The 24,858-nt window shown below is 47.5% G+C and carries 28 protein-coding genes; 13 read left to right on the top strand and 15 right to left on the bottom strand.

Translation table 11 applies throughout. The annotated features are described in order from the left end of the window. Positions 1-6 precede the first annotated feature (6 nt). On the bottom strand, positions 7-972 hold the full coding sequence (locus ACZ483_RS03145; RefSeq protein WP_464324723.1) for an SDR family NAD(P)-dependent oxidoreductase: 966 nt from the start codon (positions 970-972) through the stop codon (positions 7-9). A gap of 34 nt (positions 973-1,006) precedes the next feature. Between ACZ483_RS03145 and ACZ483_RS03140 the strand changes: the two genes are divergently transcribed. Beyond that, positions 1,007-1,249, top strand: coding sequence for an NIL domain-containing protein (locus ACZ483_RS03140; RefSeq protein ID WP_464324722.1), 243 nt, complete (start codon positions 1,007-1,009; stop codon positions 1,247-1,249). Here ACZ483_RS03140 and uvrB read toward each other — a convergent pair whose 3' ends face one another. Genes uvrB through ACZ483_RS03085 form a run of 11 tightly spaced genes read right to left on the bottom strand, consistent with a single transcriptional unit; the run spans position 1,250 to position 13,008 of the window. Continuing rightward, positions 1,250-3,244: an excinuclease ABC subunit UvrB gene (uvrB, locus tag ACZ483_RS03135; RefSeq protein ID WP_464324721.1), complete on the bottom strand. Its 1,995-nt coding sequence runs from the start codon at positions 3,242-3,244 to the stop codon at positions 1,250-1,252. Positions 3,245-3,250: 6 nt separating this feature from the next. Beyond that, positions 3,251-3,808 (bottom strand): Uma2 family endonuclease, encoded by a 558-nt coding sequence (locus tag ACZ483_RS03130; protein ID WP_464324720.1) that lies wholly within the window; start codon positions 3,806-3,808, stop codon positions 3,251-3,253. A 10-nt stretch (positions 3,809-3,818) separates the two neighbouring features. Next, the gene (locus ACZ483_RS03125) at positions 3,819-5,780 is read right to left on the bottom strand and encodes a hydantoinase/oxoprolinase family protein (protein ID WP_464324719.1); all 1,962 of its coding nucleotides are present in this window, start codon (positions 5,778-5,780) and stop codon (positions 3,819-3,821) included. Positions 5,781-5,821: 41 nt separating this feature from the next. Then, the gene (locus tag ACZ483_RS03120; protein WP_464324718.1) at positions 5,822-6,532 is read right to left on the bottom strand and encodes a hypothetical protein; all 711 of its coding nucleotides are present in this window, start codon (positions 6,530-6,532) and stop codon (positions 5,822-5,824) included. A gap of 29 nt (positions 6,533-6,561) precedes the next feature. Further along, positions 6,562-7,614: a hypothetical protein gene (locus tag ACZ483_RS03115; protein WP_464324717.1), complete on the bottom strand. Its 1,053-nt coding sequence runs from the start codon at positions 7,612-7,614 to the stop codon at positions 6,562-6,564. Positions 7,615-7,642: 28 nt separating this feature from the next. After that, positions 7,643-8,794 (bottom strand): cation:proton antiporter domain-containing protein, encoded by a 1,152-nt coding sequence (locus ACZ483_RS03110; protein WP_464324716.1) that lies wholly within the window; start codon positions 8,792-8,794, stop codon positions 7,643-7,645. Next, on the bottom strand, positions 8,784-10,100 hold the full coding sequence (locus tag ACZ483_RS03105; RefSeq protein WP_464324715.1) for a TrkA C-terminal domain-containing protein: 1,317 nt from the start codon (positions 10,098-10,100) through the stop codon (positions 8,784-8,786). The genes ACZ483_RS03110 and ACZ483_RS03105 overlap by 11 nt, the downstream gene beginning before the upstream one ends. Next, positions 10,097-11,017, bottom strand: coding sequence for an ArsA family ATPase (locus tag ACZ483_RS03100; protein ID WP_464324714.1), 921 nt, complete (start codon positions 11,015-11,017; stop codon positions 10,097-10,099). Before ACZ483_RS03100 ends, ACZ483_RS03105 begins: the two co-directional genes overlap by 4 nt. 10 nt (positions 11,018-11,027) lie before the next feature. Then, positions 11,028-12,107, bottom strand: a complete 1,080-nt coding sequence (locus ACZ483_RS03095) for a bifunctional diguanylate cyclase/phosphohydrolase (RefSeq protein ID WP_464324713.1) — start codon at positions 12,105-12,107, stop codon at positions 11,028-11,030. 34 nt (positions 12,108-12,141) lie between these two features. Further along, positions 12,142-12,618, bottom strand: a complete 477-nt coding sequence (locus ACZ483_RS03090; RefSeq protein WP_464324712.1) for a YqaA family protein — start codon at positions 12,616-12,618, stop codon at positions 12,142-12,144. 3 nt (positions 12,619-12,621) lie between these two features. Then, positions 12,622-13,008, bottom strand: a complete 387-nt coding sequence (locus ACZ483_RS03085; RefSeq protein WP_464324711.1) for a hypothetical protein — start codon at positions 13,006-13,008, stop codon at positions 12,622-12,624. A gap of 54 nt (positions 13,009-13,062) precedes the next feature. Here ACZ483_RS03085 and eno point away from each other — a divergent pair, with 54 nt between their 5' ends. Further along, positions 13,063-14,346, top strand: a complete 1,284-nt coding sequence (gene eno / locus ACZ483_RS03080) for a phosphopyruvate hydratase (RefSeq protein WP_464324710.1) — start codon at positions 13,063-13,065, stop codon at positions 14,344-14,346. Next, positions 14,294-14,632, top strand: coding sequence for a hypothetical protein (locus tag ACZ483_RS03075; protein ID WP_464325174.1), 339 nt, complete (start codon positions 14,294-14,296; stop codon positions 14,630-14,632). The genes eno and ACZ483_RS03075 overlap by 53 nt, the downstream gene beginning before the upstream one ends. On the opposite strand, the gene fabZ is transcribed toward ACZ483_RS03075, so the two are convergent. Together fabZ and ACZ483_RS03065 are read right to left on the bottom strand one after the other, a co-directional pair. Then, positions 14,633-15,079 (bottom strand): 3-hydroxyacyl-ACP dehydratase FabZ, encoded by a 447-nt coding sequence (gene fabZ / locus ACZ483_RS03070; RefSeq protein WP_464324709.1) that lies wholly within the window; start codon positions 15,077-15,079, stop codon positions 14,633-14,635. It abuts the gene before it with no gap. Positions 15,080-15,087: 8 nt separating this feature from the next. Then, positions 15,088-15,501 (bottom strand): archease, encoded by a 414-nt coding sequence (locus tag ACZ483_RS03065; RefSeq protein WP_464324708.1) that lies wholly within the window; start codon positions 15,499-15,501, stop codon positions 15,088-15,090. 22 nt (positions 15,502-15,523) lie between these two features. Here ACZ483_RS03065 and ACZ483_RS03060 point away from each other — a divergent pair, with 22 nt between their 5' ends. From ACZ483_RS03060 to ACZ483_RS03015, 10 genes are read left to right on the top strand one after another with little or no spacing between them, the layout of a single operon-like run. Next, entirely contained in the window at positions 15,524-15,886 is a 363-nt protein-coding gene (locus ACZ483_RS03060) for a response regulator transcription factor (RefSeq protein ID WP_464324707.1), read from the top strand. Next, positions 15,876-17,357 (top strand): YaiO family outer membrane beta-barrel protein, encoded by a 1,482-nt coding sequence (locus ACZ483_RS03055; RefSeq protein ID WP_464324706.1) that lies wholly within the window; start codon positions 15,876-15,878, stop codon positions 17,355-17,357. Before ACZ483_RS03060 ends, ACZ483_RS03055 begins: the two co-directional genes overlap by 11 nt. Continuing rightward, positions 17,338-18,483 (top strand): HEAT repeat domain-containing protein, encoded by a 1,146-nt coding sequence (locus tag ACZ483_RS03050; protein ID WP_464324705.1) that lies wholly within the window; start codon positions 17,338-17,340, stop codon positions 18,481-18,483. Before ACZ483_RS03055 ends, ACZ483_RS03050 begins: the two co-directional genes overlap by 20 nt. Continuing rightward, a complete protein-coding gene (locus tag ACZ483_RS03045) occupies positions 18,476-19,897 on the top strand; it encodes a glycosyltransferase family 2 protein (RefSeq protein WP_464324704.1) in 1,422 nt (473 codons plus the stop codon). The genes ACZ483_RS03050 and ACZ483_RS03045 overlap by 8 nt, the downstream gene beginning before the upstream one ends. Then, positions 19,881-20,366 (top strand): hypothetical protein, encoded by a 486-nt coding sequence (locus ACZ483_RS03040; RefSeq protein WP_464324703.1) that lies wholly within the window; start codon positions 19,881-19,883, stop codon positions 20,364-20,366. Before ACZ483_RS03045 ends, ACZ483_RS03040 begins: the two co-directional genes overlap by 17 nt. Beyond that, positions 20,356-20,835, top strand: a complete 480-nt coding sequence (locus ACZ483_RS03035) for a protein-tyrosine phosphatase family protein (protein ID WP_464324702.1) — start codon at positions 20,356-20,358, stop codon at positions 20,833-20,835. Before ACZ483_RS03040 ends, ACZ483_RS03035 begins: the two co-directional genes overlap by 11 nt. Beyond that, positions 20,832-21,782, top strand: coding sequence for a hypothetical protein (locus ACZ483_RS03030; protein ID WP_464324701.1), 951 nt, complete (start codon positions 20,832-20,834; stop codon positions 21,780-21,782). Before ACZ483_RS03035 ends, ACZ483_RS03030 begins: the two co-directional genes overlap by 4 nt. Positions 21,783-21,787: 5 nt before the next feature. Then, positions 21,788-22,354, top strand: coding sequence for a sensor histidine kinase (locus ACZ483_RS03025; RefSeq protein WP_464324700.1), 567 nt, complete (start codon positions 21,788-21,790; stop codon positions 22,352-22,354). Positions 22,355-22,393: 39 nt separating this feature from the next. Next, positions 22,394-23,719 carry a tRNA (N6-isopentenyl adenosine(37)-C2)-methylthiotransferase MiaB gene (gene miaB, locus ACZ483_RS03020; protein WP_464324699.1) on the top strand — a complete coding sequence of 442 codons (1,326 nt, stop codon included), beginning with the start codon at positions 22,394-22,396 and terminating at the stop codon, positions 23,717-23,719. Continuing rightward, positions 23,716-24,204: a bifunctional nuclease family protein gene (locus tag ACZ483_RS03015; RefSeq protein ID WP_464324698.1), complete on the top strand. Its 489-nt coding sequence runs from the start codon at positions 23,716-23,718 to the stop codon at positions 24,202-24,204. The genes miaB and ACZ483_RS03015 overlap by 4 nt, the downstream gene beginning before the upstream one ends. Here the strand turns inward: ACZ483_RS03015 and nth are convergent. Beyond that, the gene (nth, locus tag ACZ483_RS03010) at positions 24,201-24,842 is read right to left on the bottom strand and encodes an endonuclease III (protein WP_464324697.1); all 642 of its coding nucleotides are present in this window, start codon (positions 24,840-24,842) and stop codon (positions 24,201-24,203) included. The genes ACZ483_RS03015 and nth overlap by 4 nt on opposite strands. Between the last annotated feature and the right edge of the window lie 16 nt (positions 24,843-24,858).

The raw sequence follows: 24,858 nt of genomic DNA, 5'->3' as shown, positions 1-24,858 counted from the left end.
CCGACCTCACACCTCGATATCCTTCACCCAATCCCAGTTCTCCTTAAACCACTCAACCGTTCTCTCTATACCCTCCTCGAGGGAAACTTCTGGTTCCCAATCGAGGAGCTTCTTCGCTTTCTCTATGTCCGCCCATGTATCCTTCATATCCGCCTTGTGAAACTCCCTGTAAATTATTCTTGCCTCCCTTCCAGCAAACCTTTCTATAAGCTCTATCATCTCTATCAATTTATAGGGTCTGTTGTTTCCGAGATTTATTATCTCGTAGCCGGCAGGCCTCAGAGCCTTTACAGTTCCTTTGGCTATGTCGTCAACGTAGGTGAAGTCTCTGCTCTGATGCCCGTCTCCGAAGACCGTTACCGGCTCTCCCTTCATTATCCAGTAGGTGAACCTGAAGGGACTCATATCCGGTCTCCCCGCAGGTCCGTAAACGGTGAAGTATCTCAGGATCGTGACGTCTATCCCATAGAGGTAATGGTAGGTGTAGGTCAAGACCTCGGCACCCTTTTTGGAAGCTGCGTAAGGCGAAATGGGTTCGTTCACGGGGAGATCTTCTCTGAAGGGCATAGGTTGTCCGGCATAGAGGGAGGAGGTGGATGCCTGAACGAGCTTGGGGACCTTAAAGTCCTTCATGAGTTCGAGGATGTTGAGTGTTCCGTAAACGTTCGTCCTCATGTAAACCCACGGATCTTCTATGGAGTACCTCACTCCCGCCCTCGCCGCCTCGTTTATAACCGCATCGAATTTATGCTTCTTGAAGACCTCCTTAAGACTCTCCAGGTTCTCTATGTCCACCCTGTAAAAGGTGAAGCTCTTGTTTTCAAGAAGATCCCTTAGCCTCCAGTCTTTTATGCGGATATCGTAGTAATCGTTCAGGTTGTCCACACCGACTACTCTGTAGCCCTCCTGAAGCAGGAGCTTTGAGACCTTCCAGCCTATGAACCCGGCACAGCCGGTAACGAGTATCTCCATGGAGTCTCAATTATAGCTTATAATCTTAGTAGCCATGAACATGGTGAGGCTTCAACTGATCTACCCGGAGGAGCTCGTTAAAGAACCTATCCTATGTATGGTCTGCAAGAACTTCGATGTGGTTCTGAACATAAGAACCGCAAAGGTTACGAAGGACACGGGTATCCTCACGGTGGAGATGGACGGGGAGGCTGAGGAGATAGAGAGGGCTATAAAGTTCATAGAGGAGAGAGGGGTCAACGTCCAACCTATAGAGGGTCAGATATTTACCGAGTGATCAGTTGAGGTTCAGGTAGCTCCTGAGCTGTTTTATCTCGTCTCTGAGCTTCGCCGCCTTTTCGAACTCCCAGTTCTTCGCCGCCTCCCACATCTCCTTCTCTAACTTCTCTATCCTCTTTATCAGATCCTCCTCCGTCTTTATCCCCTTAGGAAGCTTCACAGGAAGCTGGACGTAGTCAAGCTCTTCAAGGGCAAGGAGTTCCCTTATAGGCTTTCTGACGCTCTTAGGAGTTATCCCGTGCTCCTCGTTGAACTTCTTTTGCTTCTCCCTCCTTCTGTTGGTCTCCTCTATAGCCCTTTTCATGGAGTTGGTTATCCTGTCCGCGTAGAGGATAGCCTTACCGTTTACGTTCCTCGCCGCCCTGCCTATGGTCTGAATCAGTGAGGTGTAGCTCCTCAGAAATCCCTCCTTGTCTGCCTCAAGGATCGCTACCAAGGAAACTTCCGGAAGGTCGAGACCTTCTCTGAGAAGGTTAACACCTACGACCACGTCCACGCTTCCTTCCCTAAGTTCCCTCACTATCCTCGCCCTCTCTATGGCGTCAAGATCCGAGTGCATATAGGTAGCCTTTATCTTCCTCTCGGTCAGGTAGTCCGCCACCTCCTCCGCGAGCCGTTTGGTCGTCGTCAGGACGAGAGCCCTCTCGTTCCTCCTCTTCCTCTCCTGTATCTCTTTAATAAGATCCTCAAGCTGGTTCTTCGTCGGTCTCACCTCCACCTCCGGATCTAAAAGTCCCGTGGGACGGACTATTTGCTCCACTATAATCCCGTTGCTCCTCTCTATCTCCCACTCTCCGGGAGTTGCGGAGACGTATATGACCTGATTTATTCTCTCAAAGAACTCCTCGAACTTCAGTGGTCTGTTGTCCAAAGCTGAAGGAAGCCTCCATCCGTACTCTACGAGCTTCTCCTTTCTCGACCTGTCTCCGTTGTACATCGCCCTTATCTGAGGTATGGTCATGTGGGACTCGTCCACTATCAGGAGGAAGTCCTCAGGGAAGTAGTCAAGGAGTGTAAAGGGAGGTTCTCCCGGCTCCCTTCCATCAAAGTATCTTGAGTAGTTCTCTATCCCCTTGCAGTGTCCGAGCTCCCTTATCATCTCTATGTCGTACATCGTTCTCTGGTAGAGTCGTTGAGCCTCCACCTGCCTACCTCTGCTTTTGAACCACTCCACCCTTTCCTTCAGATCCCTCTCTATCTCCTCCAGAGCCTTCTCCACGGTCGGTCTAGGAGCTATGTAGTGGGAGGCAGGGAAGAGGGAAACCTCCTCAAGCTCCTGAATCACGTGCCTGTTGAGGACGTCCATAACTGCTATCCTCTCCACCTCGTCGTCCCATAGCTCTATCCTTATGAGGTAGTCCTCCGCGTTGGAAGGGATTATCTCTAAGGCGTCCCCCTTCACCGAGAAGGTTGCCCTCCTGTAGGCGTAGTCGTTCCTCTCATACCCCATCTCCACGAGCTTCCTTATGGTTTTGGATAGGCTAAGGTAACTTCCCTTACTTATCTTTATCCTCAAGCTCTCGTAGTGTTCGGGAGAGCCGAGTCCGTATATGCAGGAGACCGAGGCGACGACTATCACGTCCCTCCTCTCCAATACCGATATGGTCGCCGAGTGCCTGTACCTCTCAAGAACCTCGTTTATGCTCGCGTCCTTCTCTATGTAGAGATCCTTCTCCGGTATGTAAGCCTCCGGCTGGTAGTAGTCATAGTAAGAGATGAAGTACTCCACCGCGTTCTCGGGAAAGAGCTCCTTGAACTCCCTGTAGAGCTGTGCCGCGAGTATCTTGTTGTGAACCACCACGAGCGTAGGTCTGTTGTAGTGAGCTATAACGTTGGCTATGGTATATGTCTTCCCTGTGCCCGTTGCGCCCAGAAGAACCTGCTCCCTCACTCCCCTTTCCAAGTTGTCGAGGAGCTGTTCTATAGCCTTCGGCTGGTCTCCGGCGGGCTTGAGGTCGGTTACCAGTTTGAACCTCTGCTCTGCGGTCTTCATAGGAAATTAAAATATCTCTCTCAGGTTCAGTTTGAAACCCTTGAGAACCTTAGACCTTACCTCTCCCCTGCCCTCCTCCGAACACCCCTCGTTGAATAGTTCGTACTTTCCCTCCTTGTTCAGAACCAAAACCTCCACACATTTCATCTCAGGATAAACGAGCCAGAACTCCTTCACACCGAATCTCTCGTATATCTCCCTCTTCTCTACCGTATCCCTACCGAGGGTTGAGGGAGAGACCACTTCAACCACAAGGTCCGGCGGACCGAAGATAGCCCTCTCCTCGTCTATGATCTCCTTCCTCTCCTTCGAGATAAAAACTAAGTCCGGCTGTAGAACGTACTTGGGTTCGAACACCACGTCTATGGGGGCGTAGAAGACCTCTCCAAGATCCTTTTCCTTGACATAGCTCCATATTGCGAACTCGAGCTCCCTCAAAACCCTCTGATGCTTCGGTTTCGGCACAGGTGCGACAACGAGCTTCCCTCCGATTATCTCATACCTGTTCTCGTCTTCAAGTTTGAGGTAGTCCTCGTAGGTCCACTCTTTTTCCTTTAACTTCATAACTCTAAATTTAAACGGACAGGATCAGATTTCCAAACCTGTCCACCTCGGCAACGGAGCTGGGAGGGATGAGCGTAGTGGAGGAGTACTCCACAACGATGGCGGGACCTTCTATAACGTTTCCCCACCTGAGCTTTTCCCTCTCGTAAACTTTGGTATCCACAAACTCACCGCCGAAGGCGGTCTTTTTAACACCTAAGAGAGCCTGCGAAGGATCTTCAGAAGACTTCTCTTCGAAGGTATGAAGTTGAGGTTTCGGCGTAGACACTATAGCCCTTAATCTGATGTTCACTATCTCCACCTCCCTCTCGTGGCGGTATCCGTAAACACGCTCGTGTTCCCTTTCAAACCCCTCTCTGAAGTCCTCGGTAAAGGGAACGGTGAGCTCGTAGGACTGCCCCACGTATCTCATGTCAAGGGACTCCCGAAAGATAACATCTTCGAAGCCTTCACGTTGAGCGTCTTCGTAAGCCTTCTTCCTCAGTGTTTCAAAGAGTTCGCTTATCTGATGGGTCCCCACCTCGGAGCCTCTCAGCATGACCGTGAGGGAGTAGTCCCTTACGATGTCCGCAAGGAGCATTCCCATCGCCGAGAATATGCCGGGATTGGGAGGGACGATAACCTTCGGTATACCTAAAGACTTAGCCAGAAAGACCGCATGGAGACCTCCCGCCCCTCCGTAGGTTATGAGGGAGAACTCACGGGGGTTGTATCCCCTCTGAACGGACACCTTCCTGAGAGCCTTCTCCATGTTGGAGTTGGCTATCTCAACGATGGCGTTGGAAAGCTCCAAGGGTGTAGTGGAGAGCTTCTTTGAGAGTTCCTCCATAGGTTCTTCGAGCCTTTCGGGATACAACCTCATCCTGCCTCCGAGAAAGTGCTCCGGTATGAGTCTGCCGAGATAGAGGTTGGCGTCGGTTACGGTTATCTCCCTGCCTCCTCTACCGTAACATACAGGTCCCGGATCCGCCCCTGCGCTCTGGGGTCCTACCCTGAGCACTCCTCCCTCGTCTATCCAAGCTATGGAACCTCCTCCCGCTCCGATCGTGTGTATGTCTATCATGGGAACCTTTACAGGTATTCCCTCTATCTTGGTCTCCGTAGTTATCTTAGGTTCTCCGTCTATCAGGGACACGTCGGTGGAGGTTCCACCCATGTCAAAGGTTATGAGTCTGTCCTCTCCTATGAGTCTTCCGAGATAAAGGGAGCTTATTACCCCTCCCGCGGGACCCGAGAGTATCGTCCTGACCGCCTCCTCCTTTGCCACCTCCAAGCTTATTATCCCGCCGTTGGACTGCATTATTCCGAGGGTATCCTTCTCCTTCAGGTTCTTCTCAAGATAGGAGATGTAGCCTTCCATCTTGGGAGATACGTAGGCGTTCACCACGGTCGTCGATGTCCTTTCGTACTCCCTGAATTCGGGAAGGATCTGAGAAGAGAGAGAAATATGGATTCCGAGCCTTCCCAAAATCCTCTCTATCTCTAACTCATGGGTTGGATTAGCATAGGAGTGAAGGAGACAGACCGCAACGGACTCCACTCTCAGATCTTTTAGCTTCTGTGCTAACTTCTCTATCTCCTTCGGGTCTATATCCTCTAAAATCTCTCCCCTATAGTTCATTCTTCCCTTCACCCCGAACCTCAGATTCCTCGGCACCAGAGGCTCAGGCTTTCTGTAATGCAGATCGTAGAGCCTCTCCCTGTTCTGCCTTCCGATCTCTATAACGTCCTCAAAGCCTCTGTTAGTTACGAGGGCGGTCTTCGCTCCCTTTCTCTCAAGGAGGGCGTTCGTTGCAACCGTAGAGCCGTGAACTATCCTGCGCCCCTCCCCCCCGATCTCCTCGAGACCCCTCAGAACCGCCTCCGCGGGGTTTTTCGGTGTCGATGGGATTTTTAAAACCTTCCAGTCATTGCCGTCAAAGTATGTGAAGTCCGTAAAGGTTCCTCCCGTATCTACACCGATGAAGAGCATGGGAATATTGTAAGGCAATTGCAGACACGTAATATCAGAACTTACAAATTGAGCTCTTCTTTTATCTTTCGAATCAGATCTTCCCTTCCTTCAAAGGTATATCTACTAAGATGGGGAATATTAAGCAAAAATGTTTCTTTTCCTGTTATTCCATTTAAAGGAGCTTTGGCAATTCTAATCTTCCATTTATCCCACTTTGCATCAAATACTTTTTCAGAACCTGAGACTTTAAACTTTAGTTTTATGTAATCACAGGCCGGTTTAGAAAACACGATAAGGATTTTAGGTTTAACCTTTGCCAAGAGCCACTCGTTAACAGGCCAGCAAAAATCAAAGCATTTAAAAAGGCTGGAGTATTTAAAGTTTAAATCATCTTCATTTCGTGTTCTTATAAAACAGAGGTTTGAAGCACATATTTTCCTAAGCATGTCTTCGTCTCCTAATAGCCCACGAATAAAGTGTCTTATATGTAGCTGGAGCTTATCTGTACCAGGTTCCTTATTATCCCAGCGTTCATCTAGATATTCATTCCACCACCTGTTTTCCCTCTCTCTTGAACATATACGTTCTATGTCCTGTTTTATTGTACAATCGCTCATATCCTCAGGACTACCACCTGGGTTCAGTCCCATTATGAAGAAATCCCCTTCTCTGACAGTTCTATAACTGCTATACAGGACACCTCCAGACTTGTTTAAGATTTCTGGACTTCTTTCGCTAAGTATTTGTAAAATGGTATCCCGCACTTCCAAACAAATCATATCTTGCACTTCCCTACAAGTTAATTGTATAGCGAGTAAACGCCATAATTATCTCCTTCAAAACCAAGTATATCTGCTAAGTCTTGAAATGCTTTCTGATGTGCACTTGCACACACCATATATCCTTCTTCAATAAGACTTTCAAGATAAAACTTTAACATTAATTGGCTATCTTCGGACTTGAATGCGTCTATATCTTCGATGAAAAACGGACCTCGACCAATTCTGAAAGTTCGAGCTTCACAAAAGTAAATGAGATCTTTGAAACTATTATCTAAAAGAAGTTCGCGTGAATCATTTAACGACGGGAAAGCAGGCAAACTTAACAGATTACTTTTATTTAGCCTCAAGTCTTTCTTAAAAAATGCTTTTGTAAAAATAACAGGGACGACCATTCTATCAACGTAATCTTCTACTAATCCACAAAGAGCGATACGCTGAACAGGCTTTTTTATGTTACTCATAGCCTCTTGTATTGAACTGTTAACAGGTATATTGATCTGTTCTTGTATTATTTCAACGTATCTCCTTTCTATGGGTACGTAAATAGGAGTTCCTATCTTGAAGTGTTCAACTCCTAAGAATGTCCTTCCAAAGATCCATCCTATCTCCTCTGTGAGGAGTCTTTCAGGAGAAAGAAGTTCACCACTGGATAGCCACAATTCTGAACTTACAATCTTTCCATCTTTAAACTGCAATTTTATATTTCCTTTTCTTTGCAATACTATAATTTCTATAAATTCAATACCTTCAGAAGAAAGCATTAGCTCAGGAAGTTCTAAAGGCACATAACCAATTTTTTCCTTTGCAAGCTTAGCTATATACCTGTAGTATGTATTCCGTATGGCACTGGCAAGATCATTAACCTTAATTTTCAAAATATTACTTTCGTGCTCAATTATGCCTGGAATAAGTTTAATCCTATGGTCTCTTACTTTATTGATCAATTCAAAAAGCGCATAAATGAAAAACAGAATTTCCCTTCTCTTTTCAAAGCAGTCTACATGGATCAAAGTAAAAGGTTTGATTTCAACTTCTTTAATTATCTCAGGGAATTTAAATTTAACAGCCATATTCCCTCCTCCTTTGTAGTTTATTATATTACCTTAATATCCTAACCAACATCTTAGCTCCCCATGGGAAGAGTAGGGAAGACAGAGCAGCTCCGAGGAAGAGAACTACACCGGTTCTTTCGTCTATCAGTCCTGAGAGCCTTGCTATCTCTATCCCCGCTATCATCAGGGTGAAGGGATAGGAGAGGAGGAGTGAGGAGAGGAAGGACTCCCTGAGGGAGAAGTTCCCAAAGAGAAGAACTAAAGAAGGTATAAACCTCACGAGGAACATCATGAGCAGGATAATTCCCACCTCCCTTATCAGGGATAGATCTATGCCCGTCAGATCCATGCTCATTCCCGTTTTTATAAAGAAGATCGGGATCAGGAAGCCGTAGCCTATGGAACTGAGCTTCTCCTCGAGGTCGTGTTTCTTCCTTATGAAGTAAGAGAAGACCATACCCGCCAAGAAGGCTCCTAAGACGCTCTCAACTTCCGCTATGTGGGCAAGGACGGCGGAGGTAAACATAAGAGCGAGACTGAGCCTTATACCTATGGCGCTCGGATCCTCCTCGTAGGTCAGTTTTTTGACTATCTCGGGGAACCACCACACGAGGAGTCCAATGAGGCGGAAGGCTAAGAAGAAAAGCAGGAAGAAAAGGAAGACGATCCCCAACTCCTCTAAAAAGTGCCTCCAGCCGGAGAAACTACCTACCTTCTCCATGAAGGTCAGGGCGAAGAGACTCGCCACTTCCCCGATGACCCCGAGGATAAGAACCTTCTTGGCGAGGGAAGTTCCCAGCAGTTTCATATCCCTGAGGGTGGCTACCATGAGACCGACCGAGATGAGCGAGAGGATTATCCCTACGGAAACTCCCATACCGAGAAAAAGCGAAAGGGGGACCGCCACGAGAAATATGGAAAGTACGTAGAGGGAGTAAATCAGGAAAAGCCTTCCCTCTATCCTCTCCACGAGGTTGAAGTCCACCTCGAGACCGGCGAGGAACATGAGGATCAGGAAACCGAACTTGGAGAGAAAGAGGAGGATCTCCGGAAGTTCTTGACCTGAGCCGATTAGATGTCCAATCAATAAACCGAACACGAGCTCCCCGACCGGAACGGGCATCTTGAGAGTTCGGGCAAAGAGCGGAGCTATAAAGGCAGTACCGAAGACGATCAGTAAAAGGAACTCACCGCTCAAGGGATACCTCCGGCACGAGGAGAGTGGTTACGGAACTCCTCTTGGCTAAAAGATGGGGAGCGTAGGGGTTAAAGAGGCTCGTTTTCTTGCCGGGCGTGTATCCTACTGCAAGGAGATTGAAGTTTCCTCCCAACATCTTCAGCGTCTCTCTAACTGGGTTTCCCTCCTTCCTTATCAGCTTCACTTCGAGTCCCGATACCTTCTGGGCTCTGTCCACAAAGCTCTTAAGATTCTCGAGTACCTCCCTTTCCTCCTTCGTCATCATCTTCTCGATCGCACTCACGTAGATTATGAACACTTTGCTCCCGAAGAGCCTCGCGAAGTCCATTGCAGTTGGAAGTAGGAAGCCGAGAGCCTCAGTGTTCGCCGATACGAGGATGTTCTCGTAAGGAAAGGAACCTCTCAGATGTAGAGTGGGAAAGTAAAAATTCTCGAAGGCTAAATCTATCCTGCTCTTTGAAAAGAGGCTCCATCTATCCTTACCAAAAACGGCGATACCGACATCATCGACGCTCGCTGGCTTGTCGCACTCCTCCTTCCACTCCTTCACCTTGAGCCCTCCCTTCAGGTATTCGAACTCCTCTCCTTTCACGTCGCAGAAGACACCCACACTCCCCCACTTTAGAGGAAAGTTGGATTCTCCTTTAGTGACCGTGTTTATGAAGAGCTCTATCCTTGAGGGATCCCCCACGACTAAGAGCCTGTCCCCCGGCTGGATCCTGATATCGGTTCGCGGGAGAATTATGCTATTTTCCCTGTATATGAGTGCAATCCTCACGCTCCTCTGACGGAGGTCGCTCAGTCTCATATAAACTGCGGGAGAACTCTCAGTTATCAGCACCTCCGCTATCTCCCCCTTCCTGAAGCCTATTCCCACGGGATAACGGATTATCCCCTTTCCGACGAGAAGGTTCCTGAGTATAGCTCCGAGGATGTCGGGTATAGAAACGACCTCTATCTCAAGGTTTCTTATCTCCTTTCTATCGGGTCGTTCCTTTGCAACGTATACGATCTTTCCCCTGTAGCCGAAGGCTTTTCTGAGAACGGTTGCAACGTCTATCGTAGCCTCCTCGGTCAGGAAGGAGATCACCGCCTCCGTCTCCGACAGATCTATCTCCCTCCTCCACAGCTCTATGTCTGTAGCGCTCCCTAAAACCACGCTCAGGTTCTTTATCCCCTTCTCCTTTTCGAGGAAGTTCCTGAGCCTCTCGCTCTCCTTCTCGACTACAACCACGTCGCTTATACCTGCGACTATCTCAGTTATCTCCTCCACATACCTTCCGAGTCCTAAGAGTACCACGCTCATATCCCCATCCTCCTCCCGATCTCGACCGCAAGATCTTTCAGATCCTCTATCCCTTTAACGTCCCTCTCCCTCAGAGGTAGTTTGATCATTCTCAGGAAAGAGAACCTTTCCTCGATCTCCCTGAGGTACTTCCTCTCCTGCTCCTTCCTCTCCAAGAGAAACTCGTCCCTCGTTTCCTCCGGAAGAACCTTGTTCACTACGAGAAACTCGAGCTCAACGCCGATTCTCCTCAACTCCCTCACCATCCTCTCCGTTTCTAAGATCGGCAACCTCTCCGGATTAAGAACCGGAACGAAGAGAGTGTCCCTGGAGAGAAGAAGCTCTAAAAATCTTGAGAACCTTTTTCTCCTCTCCTCAAGGATGCTCAAGGACCTATCCTCCCTATCGATCCCTCCGGCCTCTTTGAAACTCTCCGCCTTCCTCTTCCTCCTTATGAGCTCCTCGAGCCACTTCCCTACCCTCCCTACTGTTCTGAGCATCTGGAGTGTGTGTCCCGTCGGTGCGGTATCTATCACGAAGGAGTCGAACTCGCTCAGATTTTTCAGAATGACCTTTGAAAGCCTTTCTATAACCGCCGCCTCCTCCGCTCCCGGCGTTTCCTCGATACTGTGAAAGACCTCCTTAATCTGATCGAATACGTCCGGAGAGACGCTCCCCTCTATGTTCTCGAGGGCGGTTTCAACGTACTCCTTCAGAACCTCGTAGGGATCTATCTCCAAGGCACTCAGGTTGTTTGTCACCTCCCTCATCTCCTTTAAAGGCTCCGTCTCAAGAACGTCGGCAAGGGAGTGGGCGGGATCGGTAGATATCAAAAGAGTCTTCTTTCCCCTTGTGGATAGGAGAAGGGCAAAGGCGGCGGAGACAGTTGTCTTTCCAACACCTCCCTTTCCACCGAAAAAGTAAACTCTACGGGGCATAGGAGAAAGTTTACACGGTAAAGGGCTTCTTGGAGAACTCGAGAATTGTGTCGAGGACCTCCTCTACGGAGGTAAAGTCGTCGGGGAACCTCATCTGCTTGTACTTCAAATCTACTCCCCTCTCTTTCATGTACCTCTCGACACCTTCCACCTTTTCTGGAGGAGGTATATAAGGCGCTATAACGCCGAACTCGTCCCCTCCGAGCCTGAAGATTACTGGAGAGGTTATGTCCAGTATATCCACTCTCATGAGCTTAAGGATGAGATCCCTTATGTCGTACATAGCGCAGCACTGGACGTTTATGGCGTTTACGAGCTCCGTAAGAACTTCGTTCCCCCTCTCCCAGCCGTATCTCTGATTGATTTCGAAGAGGTTTTTAACATCGAAGATCGTGAAGCAGAAAGGCTCTCCCCTCTCTATAAAAGCCTGAATCGTGCTCAGAAAGAGGTCTCCCTTTATAGCTCCCGTGAAGTCGAGGTAATAGAAGGTCCACCTGATCTTCTCGAGCTCTGTTTCGGCGTAATAAACTGGTGGAACCGCTCCTTCGAGCTTCGAGAGAGCTCTCACGGCGTAGGGAACTATGTCGGGATCGAACTGAGCGCCGGCAAGCTCCTCCAACTCCTCGAGAGCCTTCTTCCACGGTTTGGACTTCTTGTAAATCCTCCTCGAAGTCATCGCTTCGAAGGAATCCGCTATGGTGTAAAGTCTTGCGAGGAAGGGTATCTCTTCCCCCTTCTTCCCGAAGGGATAGCCTGTCCCGTCGTATCTCTCCTGATGGTAGAGGAGGATATTCAAGCTCTCCTCTGGAAGATCGAGATCCTTTACGAGTTCGTAGCCGAGCTGGACGTGGAGCTTCATTACCTCGTACTCCTTGGGAGTGAGCCTTGCGGGCTTGAGTAGTATGACGTCCGGTATCGCCACCTTTCCTATATCGTGGATGCTGCCACCTATCCTTATAAGCTCGAGCTCCCTTTCGGTAAGACCAAGCTCCTTTCCTATTCGAACGGCAAAGATTATTCCCCTCTCGCTGTGTCCTTTCGTATAGGCGTCCCTTAGCTCCAAGAGCTTTGTGAAAAACTGTTCGTTCATAAATTACCTATCTCCTAATGTAAATTTAGATCGGTCAGAAGAAGATGCCTTTAATCATATCCCCTGCAAAGGCGAAGATCAGGAACCTCGGTAGCCTACCTACGAAGGCGGCTATGAGGAAAGGAATTCGGGGCATCTCGAATATACCGGCGAGCCAGCATATAACCTTGAAGGGAATTGGAGTTAGGGCTCCGAGGAGAACGGCGAGGACGCCGTACCTGTTCATGAAGGCTTCTCCCTTAAGGAAATTTCTCTCGCCGAGAAGTTTCTTAGCCAGAGGTTCACCGAAAACCAGTCCCAAGGTGTGGGCTGTGAGTCCTCCCAAGACGCTTCCGATGGTTGCTATCAGAGCTGCCAAGAGTGGGCTAAGACCCAAGGCGGTTCCGCCTGCTATGAAGGGATCGGGTGGAATAGGTTGCACTATGCTCTCGGTGTAGGAGATTAAGAAGATACCGAGGTATCCGTAGTTTTCCACCAGATTTCTTGACCAGAGTTCAAGACTTTCAAGCATACTTTATATAAGACCCTCTTTTTTGAGGATTTTAGCAACCCTCTCGTCCTCCTCAGCCGGCTTTATAAGAGCGGCTATTACTTTTCTCAACTTCTCCGGTTTGGTTTCCCTCTCAAGCTCCTCTATGGTCCTTCTCTTGGTTTCGCTGATGATAGTTCTCCTGTCCCACCATGCAAAAGCTATCACTGAAATGGTAAGAGTTGTAAAAATGCCTGCCAGAATCCACAGGAAGATATAGACCTGCTCAAAGCGTTTGTTCACCTGTTCCATGAAGGTTTTAAGGGTAGTTTCCAGTCTAATCAACCTTTCCCTATCCTCTTGAGTAAAACCTGCTTCCTTTGAGTAAGCTAGTCCGGAAATCAGAAAAATGAGGATTATCAAAAACCTCATGGTAATTATTCTATGTTCACCGATAGTTCTTCACAAGGTATAAAATATTACACCATGTCTGCGATAGTTGGTGTTCACGGGAGAGAGGTTCTCGACTCGAGAGGAAACCCCACCGTTGAAGCTGAAGTGGTTCTGGAAAGCGGCGCCGTGGGAAGGGCTATAGTCCCGAGCGGTGCTTCCACCGGAGAAAGGGAAGCCTTAGAGCTAAGAGATGAAGATCCCGAGAGGTTTCACGGTAAAGGAGTCCTTAAGGCGGTAGACAACATCAACGGGGAGATAGCCAAAAAGATACGCGGTATGGAGTCCCTCAACCAGAGGGAGATAGACCTTACCCTTATCGAGCTCGACGGAACGGAGAACAAGAGCAGACTCGGAGCAAACGCCATCCTTGCGGTTAGCATGGCCGTTGCGAGGGCGAGCGCTGAGGAACTCGGTATATCCCTTTACGAGTATTTAGGGGGAGGGTTCGGTAGCAGACTCCCCGTTCCTTTTATGAACGTTATAAACGGAGGCGTTCACGCCGACAACCCTCTGGATATACAGGAGTTCATGATAGTTCCGGTCTGTGGTGGATCCTTTAGGGAAGCCCTGAGGGCGGGTGTAGAAATTTTCCATACCCTGAAGAAGGTCCTTAAAGAGAGAGGTTTCTCCACGAACGTCGGCGATGAGGGAGGCTTCGCTCCCAACTTAAGCTCTACCGAGGAAGCCCTCGATACCCTTATGCTCGCCATAGAGAAAACGGGATACAGACCGGGAGAGGACGTGTTCTTAGCTCTCGACTGCGCCTCCTCTGAGTTCTATGAAAACGGCAAGTACAGGCTCGAAGGAAAGGAGAGGAGCTCGGAGGAGATGATAAGTTTTTACGAGGAACTTTTGAACAAATATCCTATAGTTTCCATAGAGGATCCTCTTTCAGAGAACGACTGGGAGGGCTGGAAGGAGCTTACAAAGGCTCTCGGGAGCAGAGTTCAGCTCGTTGGAGACGACCTCTTTACTACAAATCCTAAGATTCTAAAGGAGGGGATAGAGAAGGGTGTAGCCAACTCAATACTGATAAAGCTTAACCAGATAGGAACCCTTTCGGAGACCCTGGACACGATAATGCTTGCAAAGGAGCACGGCTACATGGCGATAATATCCCACAGGTCGGGCGAGTCGGAGGACACCTTCATAGCCCACCTCGCGGTGGCGACGAATGCAGGACAGATAAAGACGGGATCCGCTTCCCGTTCGGACAGGATTGCAAAGTACAACGAGCTTCTTAGAATAGAAGAAGAGCTCGGTTATGGAGCGGGGTTCTGGGGAAAGGAAGAGTTCTGGAGATTTATTAATCATTAAAAGGCTTGCCTACGGATTTCTGGCTTTATCTTTGATAAACACGGTAGCGAACCTCTTCCTCTCGGAGCTGAACGTAAAGAGGGTTCTTCAGCTTAAGCTTGCCTCCGACAGGCTAGAGAGGTTAATCGATGTGGAGAAAGGAAAGAACCTGAAACTGAGAGCTATCCACGCGAGGGTGAAGAGAAATCCCAAGTTTTACAAGGAGAAGTTTGTAAGGGAGTACCTTCTTATGTTCAAGAAGGGGGAGAAGGTTATACCGCTACCGAAGGAGCTCTGGTATAGGTAATTACCTCTTCACCTCTTCGAGCTTCCTCGCTGCGGCATAGAGGACGGCTTCTGCGACGACCTCTTCATTTACCTTAGCGGTCCCCTTCATCTTCGAGAGAGCCTTTTTAAGGGATATGGTTTCGAGCTCCATTATGAGCTGATCCCCCGGAAAGACAGGTTTCTTAAATCTTGCGTCATCTATACCTGCAAAGACCACAGCGTACTTACCTATCTCCAAGTTAAGCGACTTGATCATGAGTATCCCACCCACCTGCGCCATAGCCTCGAGTATGTAAACTCCCGGAAAGAGGGGAAATCCAGGAAAGTGTCCCTGAAAATAGGGCTCGTTTACCGAAACGTTCTTCAGTCCGACGATCCTCTTCCCTTCCTCGTATTCGAGTATCCTGTCCACGAGGAGAAGTGGATACCTGTGGGGGAGAACTTCCATTATCTCTAATATGTCCATGGAAAGCATTATATATCAAAGATAACCTCGGCAACCCACTCTCCGTTTTCCTTCTCAATCCTTAACCTATGATAGGTTGCCGCCTTTATAACGAGTTTTGAGGAATGTCTGCTGGGATCAAACATCTCGCCGTACAGCCTCACCTTAGCTTTTCCCTCCGTAAGCTCAAGAACCTCACACTTTGATGCAACGAACTTATCCCTCTCGTGCAGAACGAGAATCTCGTTCAAGAGGTCCGCAAGAAGAAAGGGCATAGGACTCTCTACGCTCACCTCCTTAACCTCCTTCCCTTCAACCCTGTCTATGTCCGTAATCTCGTTAAAAGTGGCTAAAACAGCCTTACAAAAGAGATCTTTCAGGCTCTCTGCCCTCACTCTAATCCCGGCATCTGCGGTTATGTCGTCCACGGTTTCGTAGAACATTATCCCTTATTTTATAATCCTTATGGTGAGAGTTCTCGTCGTTGACGATGAGAGGGTTATAGGAAAGATGCTTGAAACCGCCATAAGAAATCGGGGACATGAAGCTCGTTGGATAGACAACGCCAACGATATCGTTAAGGAAGTGGAGGAGTATAAACCGGACGTAATTCTCCTAGATATAAACATGCCTGGCAAGTCCGGATTTGAAGCCTTGAAGGAGCTTAAGAATTCAGGCAACAGAACCCCCGTTATAGTGATAAGTGTTCTGTCTCAGGACTTTAACATAGAAAAAGCCTACGAGATGGGTGCGGTAGATTATGTGATAAAACCTTTCAGCATCAACTATTTAATCAGAAAATTGGAGAAATACGCCTATGAAGATTAAGCTCTTACTTCTTTTTATAGTGTCCCTCTCCTTTTCCGCCGAAACTTATTACTGTGTGCAACTCGTGAGTTCAAAAAACCTGAACCATGTAAAGAGGCTTATAAAGAGGGTAAGCACCTTTCCGGACGTGCGGATTGAAAAAATAGGCAATTACTACGTTCTGAGGGCAGGGTTCTTTAGAGATATAAGGAATGCGAAGAAACTGGAGAGAAGGGCTAAGGATATATTCAGGGACGCCTTCTCAAGAAGGTGCGCCTTCCTGCCGGAGAGGATACTAATACCGAGCTATAAACCGAAGAGGAAGAAGGTTTACACCTACGAAGTAGGAATGAGGCTCGCCCGAATTTTTATCAAGAAAGGAAAACTGGAAAAGGCAGAGGAGATATATAGGGAGTTGGCAGAGCTCTATCCGGATAGCAGGGAGGTAAAGCTCCAACTGGCGCGGGTTCTGTTCTGGCAGGGTAGGTATGAAGAGTCCCTCAAGATTTATAAAGAACTGGAGAAGTTCGAACCAACTCTGGCTGACGAGAGGAGGAGGGTCGAGATAAAGAAGATAATGGAGGAGGTGGATAGGCTCGAAAAGGAAGGGAAGTTGGACGAGGCTATAAAGATATTGGAGGAGCTTTACAAGGAGGAAAAGAACTACACTATCGGTATGAAGCTCGGCACCCTTTATCTGAAAATGAACAGAAGGGAAGAGGCTTCGAGGGTCTTCTCGGAACTGAGACAGATGTATCCTGAGGATAAGGATATAGAGAGGCTCTATGAGATCTCCGTAAAAAAAAACCTCAAGGGGAACTATGTCAGGTTAGGTCTTAGATACTTCTGGTACGAAAGGAGGAAGTATAGGGACAGAGAAGTGTTTGTAAACACTAAGTTTTCCGGGATATTGGGTGGATCCCTCGTGGGAACTTTCAGACTTGTGAACAGGTTCAACAAGGAAAACTCCCAGTTCGCTTTGGAGTTCTACCGGAGAATAGGAAGAGGATACTGGGGGTATCTGTCGGGAGATCTCTCTCCAGAGGCGGACTTCCTTCCCGAATATAGCTTGGGAGGAGGTGTTTTTAGAAGCTTGAGGAGAGCCGAGGTGGGAAGCAGTTTCAGGTTTATGAGGTTCTCCACCTCAAGGGTTCTCCTAATAATACCTTCCGCCACCATCTACTTACCTAACAGCCTTTATCACACGCTTAATCTTTACTTTAACGTGGAGAGAAGCACCTACACTTTGCTCAACAGACTGACGTGGGACAACGGAACGAACAGATTATTTGCTTCCTTTTCCTTTGGAACTTCCTCCGAAAGGTTGCAGGCGGGGGAGGACTTCGTTAGATACTCCACTTACTCCCTATCCCTCGGAGGTGAGTTGAGGATACGGAAAAGGTTTGGTTTGGGAGGAGGTTTATACCTGGAGAACAGAGAAGGGCTTTACAGGAGGTACGGATTAGAGGGCTATGGAAGGTTTTGGTGGTGATTTAGGGGATATCCTTCAGAGGATACAGGTAGTAGATCCTGTTTTACTTAAGGAGATCCTATGGAAGGTATTCCTTTTTCTTTTGAGCCTCGACATACTTCTCTTTGTGATCACCGTGGTTCACAGGGCTTACGTGGATCTGAAGGAAAAAAGATACAGGAGAGCCTATGAGAAATATACGGATCAGATAACCATGTTCGTCTTTTACGGAGAAGAGATAGATCCGCCGAGGGGTGCGGTGGAAAAGGAGGCTTTCGGAGACGTGTGTATAGAAGTTGTAAAGAAATTCAAGGGCGAGGTAAAGGATAAGGTGAAGGAGCTCGCGAAAAGATACAGCATCGTAGAGTATTATCTAAGGCAGACGAGAAGTCTTGTAATTCACAGGAGGGTTGTATCTTACGAGAAACTCGCTTACTTGGGAGTGTATGAGATAAAGGACAAGTTGAAGGAAGTTATAGAGAAGGAGGATAGGGAGTGGGTGGTCGAGAGGCTTCTCTTTGCTTACTCGCTCTTGGTTGAGGATCTGGGCGAGTTGGACTTTCTCTTTTCAAAACTCGGCTACTTCAAAAACGTGAGCTTCAAGTTCGCTGAGTTCTTATGGTTTAACATCATAGAGAGCTTCTTCAACAGGGATGATTTTGGAGATCTACTTAAATTCGTCAGGGAGAGGTTTTTAAAAAGGAAAGATAAATTTATGATACGAGCCTTCGTTGAAGCCTTAGGAAACAAGAGGTTGTTTAAAGGCATAGATTTTGTCCTCGAGGTCTATAGGGAACTCAAAGAGGATGTTCTTACGAGGATAAGCTGTATAAGGGCGTTCGGTTTGATAGGTTACGAAGGTTTCTGCAAGATTTTTAAGGAAAACGTGGAGCATCCCGACTGGAGAGTCAGAGCGGTGATCTGTAAGTTTGCCCATCTTTGCTCGTGGGATGTTGTGGGCGATCTGCTCATCAAGAGATTGGGAGACGAAAACTACTACGTTAGAATAAATGCAGGCAAGGCGCTCGTTTTCTTTAGGTCAAAGGCGAAATCTGTCCTTGAAGAGCTTCTGGAAGCGGAAGATAGGTTCGTAAGGGATACTGCCAGATACCTCCTCCAAGAGTTGGAGGTCGTCGGGCATGCTTAAAACCATGGCTTACTTTCTCTTGGGTTTCCAGCTCTTCATACTAAGCTATTTCACCGCAGTAAACGGACTCTACACATTATTTATAGTCATATCTCTATTTCATATATACAGACATATGATCCTCGCAAGTCGAGAGAAGTTGGAGATGATGCTTTCCAACGTCCTCTACAGACCTATTTCCATAATAGTTCCCGCTTACAACGAGGAAGAAACTATCGTTTCAAGCGTAGCTTCCCTCCTAAGGTTGCACTATCCTGAGTTCGAGATAGTAGTTGTGAACGATGGATCTACCGACGGAACCTTAGAAAGGCTTAAGGAGAGTTTCAGGCTCGTTAGGATTGATAAACCCGTACGGATAGTTCTAAAACACAAGCCAATAAAGGATATATACGTTTCGCTCGACTACCCCAACCTGTTAGTTGTGGATAAGGAGAACGGAGGGAAGGCGGACGCTCTGAACTGCGGTATAAACGTATGTACCTACCCCTTCTTCTGCTGTATAGACGCCGATTCTATCTTAGAGGAACAGGCTCTTTTGAGAGCTTCAAGGTTGTTTGTAGAGGATAAAAGAGTTATAGCTACGGGGGGAACCGTAAGAGCTCTGAACGGGTGTGAGATCAAGGACGGAAGGGTGGTAAGGATAAGAGCTCCCAAAAAGTGGGTTGAGATATTCCAGGTGATAGAGTATACGAGAGGCTTCCTTATAGGAAGAACCGCTTGGAACATCTTCAATAGCCTGCTGATAATCTCCGGAGCTTTCGGTATATTCCGTAAAGACGCTGTTTTGGAGGTGGGCGGGTATCGGCATACCGTAGGTGAGGACATGGATCTTGTGGTAAGGCTCCACAAACACTTTATAGAGAAAAAGATCCCCTACAGGATAGTCTTCATACCTGACCCTATATGTTGGACACAGGTTCCTTCTGATTTAAGTTCCCTCCTCAAACAGAGGAACAGGTGGCACAGGGGACTCATAGACAGCCTATGGTATAGCAAAAAGATGTTCTTTAATCCCAAGTACGGATGGGTTGGACTTTTGGGATACCCTTACTTCGTTTTCGTTGAAGCCCTCGGTCCCTTTGTAGAGTTCTTAGGATACTTGGGGGTTGTGCTCTTTTACCTTTTCGGAATGCTCAGCAGGGAGTTTGCCCTCCTCTTTTTCTTAATAGCCTTCGCTTGGAGCGTCCTCATAAGTGTGGGATCCATTCTCCTCGACAACTTACTCTATAAAAGGTACGGCTCCCTGAAAGATATCGTAAAACTCATGTTCTTTAGCCTTTTGGATATCTTCGGTTACCGGCAGATTATAGTTATGGAGAGGTTCGTTGCGACCTTCCAGTTCTGGTACAGGGCTTGGGGAAAGCCTAAAAGAAAAGCCATGGAGGAAGCTAAGGTTGGTGAGGTTGGCTCTTAAACTTTACGAGAACTCTCTCAGGATGTTTTTCTTTCTCGTTCTTATGTTCAGCTTTACCTCTTTCGTCCTATCGCTGATAGACTTTCCTAAGTATGAGAGGTATCTATTACCCCTCCAATGGGCAAAAGCTAAGCCGGTCAGACTCAAAGACAACGTATGGGTGGGCGGTTATATGAGGGAGGAGAAACTAATTGAGTTTCTAAAAGAGCGCAGGATAAGGGTAGTTGTTATTATGTTAGATAGAGATATGTTTCACGAGGGAGCAATTGTAGAAAGAGAAAGATCCTTCCTGAAGAGAAAGGGTTTCAGGGTTTACTTCGTTCAGTTTAAACCCTTCATGGAGACTGAGAACTCGGTAGAGAAGCTCTCTAAGATTCTGAAAAGACACAGGAGAGAGGGAATATACTTCCACAGCTATCTCGGCAGGGTGAGAACTCGTATCGTCAGGAGGCTAGTCGGTGCTCACTAAGGTAATTAGGGCTATCTTCATACTGGTTTTGATCGGCTACCTGTTCTCCTTGGGTTCCGTTTACTTCAGCTACGTAGAGCCCTACCTCTTTCCTTTAAGATTAATCCAAGGTGAAGCTCGGTATATTACAGAAAACATAATTGTGGGACCCTATCCGAGGGAAAAGGACATAGACAAGCTCGTCCGTGTAAGTAAGGTTGAGGTCTTCATCTCCCTCCTGAACCCCTCCATACCCTTTGAGAAAAGCCTAATTGAAAAGGAGAAGGAGATCTTACAAAGGTATGAGGTTAACTTCTACAACGTCCCTCTATCTTTCATAGATCTTGGATCTAAGGAGAACCTGAAAAAGCTATCTCGTATAAAAGAGCTAATAGAAAAGCATCAGGGAAAAAAGATATACATACACTGCTATCTTGGGAGGCACAGGGTAGGGATAGTTGCAGAAAGACTTTTGGGAGTAGTGAAGTGATACTTCTGACCGTACTCTTCATTCTTATTATAGGTTGTGCCTCTAAAACATCTAAGCTCGAGGGAATAAACTACATAGATATTGTACAGACAGGTAGCAGGATAAGTATTTCCTATTATTCAGAGAATCCGTTGAAAGGTAAGGAAGAAGGCAGAATCCAGAAAATCGGTGTCAGATGTTACAGAGGAACTCCTCATATCTCCCTCTGGGTCTGGAAGTATGAAGATATAGAAGGTAACTGGAAAACCTTCCTAAGTGTTGTTAAGAGATGGAATGTCAGAAGGGTCTATTTGCAGGTGAGCGACAGGTTGAGCAAGGAACATGTTGAGAGATTGAAGTCCTTGGGTCTCGAAGTTTATTTGCTCGACGGTGGAAGGGATACGAGGATCAATTTAAATAAGAGTATATTGGAAAGCTTGGAAGCAAGTGGTATTCAGATAGATGTTGAACCATACCTGAACCCGGATTTCAACGTCCGTAGGGAACTATATATAAGGGAATATGTAAACATGCTGAAAAGTCTCAGAAACGACCTGGGTAACGTGAAGCTATCTGTGGTCATACCTTTCTGGTTCGACAAATATACACTTGCGGGAAGGCCACTCTTGGACTATGTATTTGAGCATGCAGACGAGGTTGTGGTCATGGCGTACAGGAGCAGTATAGAAGAAGCTCTACGTTTGTCTCGTGAGGAGATAGAGTTAAGTAAAAGATGGGGAAAGAAACTCTATGTTGGTTTTGAACTCCACAGACAGAAAGACGAGATCCACAATATTTATAAGGTCGAAAGGGAGGGACTTAGGCTGGTTGGTAGGTATAAAGTCAGAGGTGATAGGCTCACTCTTCCTATGGAAAAGGCTAAGAGGTTAAAATTACTTTCCTGCAAAGGTGTAGACGGCTTTGTACTGCACAGCTTTGAAGTGTTTGTCTCTTTTGCCGATAAGTAGTGAAGATGAGCAAGGCCGGAGACATCAGGAGGGCTCTAGTCCACGAACTTGCTAACAAGGTATCTGCTCTAAAGAGCTTTGTGGAGAGCAGGGAATTAAATTTTGACAAAGACATAACCCTGCTGGTGGACAACCTTGATCTTCTAACAAGATACTTGCTCGACCTGGAACTGCCAGGCAGAGAGGTTAGAGAGAGGGAATTTGTTTTAAGCGATGTTATAGAAGACGTTGTTTCAGAGTTATATTTGACATCCAAGTTCAAAAAAGTGGCGATAGAAGTAAAGGGTTGCAATCTTAAGGTTAAAACGGACGAGTTCATTTTCAAGAGAATTCTGTATAACCTCCTGCACAACGCCATAAAGTTTTCTCCGCAGGATTCAACCGTACATGTGTACTGTGATGCGGGAGATATCTGGATAGAGAATAGTGTGGAGAAATCGGATCTCATGGATCTGGTGGGTTCAGGCATGGGGTTGGACATTACGAAGGAGCTCGCCTCCCTGATAAACCTTAGGATTGATTACTATGATCTTGAGGATCTCTTCAAAGTGAGGATTGTCCTCCCGAATTAAACTTGCCTAAGTTCCTATGACGCCACAAAATTATATACTATGGGAAAGAAATACTTTATAAAGACTTTCGGTTGCCAGATGAACTTCAACGACTCGGAAAGGATAAGGGGGATACTGCGCACCCTCGGATACGAACCGACCGACAACTGGGAGGAGGCGGATCTGATACTTTTAAATACCTGTACCATCAGGGAGAAGCCGGATCAGAAGGTTCTCTCCCACATAGGAGAGTATAAGAAGGTAAAGGAAAAAAATCCCAGCGCCTTGATAGCGGTTTCAGGCTGTCTCGCCCAGAGGGCAGGCTGGGAGCTCGTTCAGAAGGCTCCTGTTGTAGACATAATGTTTTCTTCCTTTAACATGCATCAACTTCCTGAGCTCATAAATCAGGCTCAGGCGGGCTACAAGGCGATAGCGATCCTCGAAGAGCCTCCTGAGGACGAGGATAGGGTCTGGGAGTTTCCCGTAGAGAGGGATAACCCTTACTGTGCCTACGTAACGGTTATAAAGGGATGCGATAAGAACTGCACCTACTGTGTGGTCCCGAGAACGAGGGGAAGGGAGAGGTCAAGATCCTTAGAGAGCATTCTCGAAGAGGTAAGGAGGCTTGTGGACGATGGAGTCAGGGAGGTACACCTGCTCGGGCAGAACGTGACCGCCTGGGGAAAGGATCTTGAAAAGCCTATACCTTTCTCCGAACTCCTCTATCAGGTTTCGAAGATAGAAGGTGTCGAGAGGATAAGGTTTACCACAGGACATCCGATAGACCTGACCGACGACACAATAGAGGCTATGGCGGATATACCACAGGTGTGCAACGCTTTGCATCTTCCCTTTCAGGCAGGTTCCAACAGGATCCTTGAACTTATGGACAGGAAGTATACCAAGGAGTTCTATCTTGAGAGGATAGAAAGGCTTAAAGAGAAGATACCCGGCATAGCCCTATCTACGGACATAATAGTGGGATTCCCTACGGAGACGGATGAGGACTTTGAACACACCCTCGATGTGGTCAGGCGGGTGGAGTTCGAGCAGATCTTCTCCTTCAAGTTCTCTCCGAGACCCGGAACGCCCGCAGCCGAAATGGAGGGACAGGTTCCCGACGAAGTGAAGACCGAAAGGATGAGCAGGCTCTTGGAGCTTCAGAAGGCTATAATGTCGAAACTTTCAAAAAGATACGAAGGCACCGTGCAGGAGGTTCTGGTCGAGGAGGAGAGGAGTGACAGAACCGTTATAGGTAGAACGACAACCAACAAGTGGGCAACGCTCACGGGAGGGAAGGAACTGGTAGGAAAGATTGTTAAGGTTAAGGTCAGGAGGGCAACACCATTCAACCTTGAGTGTGAGCTTCTGGAGGTGGTGAGATGATAGAGATGGTGGTTCACGGCGTGACGCTCGATCCGGTCTCCCAGATGCCGATCGTGGTTCTCAAAGCTAAGGAGGACGAGGAGACGATACTCCCTATATGGATAGGAGCCTTCGAGGCGAACGGAATAGCTATGAAGCTTCAGGACGTGGAGCCTCCGAGACCTATGACCTACGAACTCCTTCAGAACGTGATTACCGAGATGGGTGGGGTGGTAGATAGAATAGTAATAAACGATCTCAAGGACAGCACCTACTACGCGGAGATACATATAGTCCAAGGAAACAACACCCTAATAATAGATTCAAGACCGAGTGATGCAATAAACTTAGCTCTGAGGTTTGGAGCGCCTATATTTGTGGCGGAAGAGGTTCTCGAAAAGTCGAGGGTTCCCGAACCAGAGGAGGACGAGGAAAAGAGACAGCTCAAGGAGTGGCTTGAAAACATAAGACCTGAGGATTTTGAGATAGGCGGAGAGCAGAGCTAAAAACACTTGTCGCAGAACTTTTCTATCGGACAGATCTCACACTTCGGTTTCTGGGGAGTGCATATCCTCTGACCAAAGGCTACGAGAAGTCTGTTTATAACTATCCAGTACTCCTTCGGCAGAACCTTCGTAAGCTCTTTCTCCGTTTGCTCTGGCGTTTTCGTCTTTATAAGACACCAACGGTTCGTTATCCTGTGGACGTGGGTATCCACACATATCGCAGGTATTCCGTATCCGTCAGCGAGGACGAGGTTGGCAACCTTCCTCCCAACGCCGGGAAGTTTCAGGAGCTCTTCTCTTCTATCGGGGACCTTGCCTCCGTAGTTCTCTACGAGTATCCTCGCGAGCTCCTTCAGTTGCTTAGCCTTATTCCTGTAGAATCCAACGGGATAAATGAGCCTTTCGAGCTCATCCAGGGGAACTTCGAGTAGGTCTTCGGGACACTTGATCCTTTCAAAGAACCTTTTACAGACCTTTGCTGTTGTTTCATCCCGTGTCCTTGTGGATAAAAGGGCACAGACCAGAACCTTGAAGGGATTGTGGGTGTGCTGTGCCACGAGGGTTACAACAGGAGCCTCCCACTTCTCGTAGTTCTCCTTAAGGATCTCTATCACCTTCGGTATGTCCGCTTTCCTCATCGTAACGGAGTTATAT

The sequence above is a fragment of the Hydrogenivirga okinawensis genome (assembly GCF_055385515.1).
Note: the sequence above shows the minus strand (reverse complement) of the source record. Positions and strands in the feature narration are given on the sequence as shown.